Raw genomic sequence first — 1101 nt, 5'->3', positions numbered from 1 at the left:
GGCCCTGACCGTGCCGCGCGTTGTCGAGCGCGGCGCGGGTGACCGCGTACGTGGCAACGACGTCCTCGCCACGTACGGATGCGGAACCGGTTCTACACTCGCAGTACGAGCCAGATCCACGCTGGTAAGATTGGCGCCTTGTGTATCGAACATCACACCGGCTAACAGACTTTTGCCATCGGGCGTGACGTAGAACAAGCGCTTTTCGGCACCGTTATCGACAACGATCCCTTTCATACCAGAAGCCGCTGGGAACGCATGAACGATCATGTTCCCCTTGGACATGAGGTAGGACTCCACGGGAGTCACCTCAGCCGTTTCGGCGGCGGCAGCATGGCTTGCAAAAGCAGCCAGAGCAATGGGTGATAGCACTTTGCCGACTAACGTACCCAATATCGAACCCTCCCTACGTCGGAATGAATAAATTTTTGACGGTTTATGTAGAAGCCCACCCCGCCAGTACGGAAAGCTGACATCAGGCGACCCTGATATTCGATCGGAAGGCTCGGGAACTTTCCGTCGCACGCTTGCCCCTTCGTGTGGTACGAGTCCCGTGCTGCACCCTCTGTAGCCTCGTTGGTTTCCTTCGTCCGATATCCACTGTTGACCTGGTAGGGCTCTTTGAAGCCATAGGCAAGCTCCAGCCATCCCTGTTGACCCCGGAGGAGGTTGAGCAGCCGCAAATCGATCTCCGTAGCCTTGCCTGCACGGACATCTCGCAGCATGTGGCAGGCCTCGCGGTATCCAGCCAAATCGAGGTGGCCATCTCGCCAGTAGCAGATCTGCTTGTGCTCGCCGGTAGATGGCCGATAGAGGTTCAACACCCGAGGCTTTGCCCAGAATGCCGCTGCGTCCGCCTGGTTCGCGTAATTGGCAGGCAGCAGCAAGCCGGTTGAAGCGAGCAACGGGGCGCTGAAAGTGAAGGCCCCCATGCCGGTGATCCCAGCCACTACAGAGCGTTTCAGCAAATCTCGGCGGGACATGGCCAACTCAATGCTCATGCACGCCCCCCAAACAGCGACTCCAGGTTGCTCATGACATCCTCCATTTCCTGGTCCTTGCCCGCTTTCTCAGGCTTAGGAGGAACCGGGTATTCGGAGC

Annotated in this window: 2 protein-coding genes; both read right to left on the bottom strand. The window is 58.3% G+C overall.

All coding sequences use genetic code 11. The features are described 5' to 3' along the window. The coding region (locus AB0J06_RS26390) for a hypothetical protein (RefSeq protein WP_357432374.1) at positions 1-300 on the bottom strand (300 nt) is incomplete at its 3' end. An 80-nt stretch (positions 301-380) separates the two neighbouring features. Further along, on the bottom strand, positions 381-1001 hold the full coding sequence (locus AB0J06_RS26385; RefSeq protein WP_009681552.1) for a DUF882 domain-containing protein: 621 nt from the start codon (positions 999-1001) through the stop codon (positions 381-383). Positions 1002-1101: the final 100 nt, after the last annotated feature.

It is taken from the genome of Micromonospora sp. NPDC049679, from assembly GCF_040659735.1.
Taxonomy (GTDB): Bacteria; Actinomycetota; Actinomycetes; order Mycobacteriales; family Micromonosporaceae; genus Micromonospora_I.
Note: the sequence above shows the minus strand (reverse complement) of the source record. Positions and strands in the feature narration are given on the sequence as shown.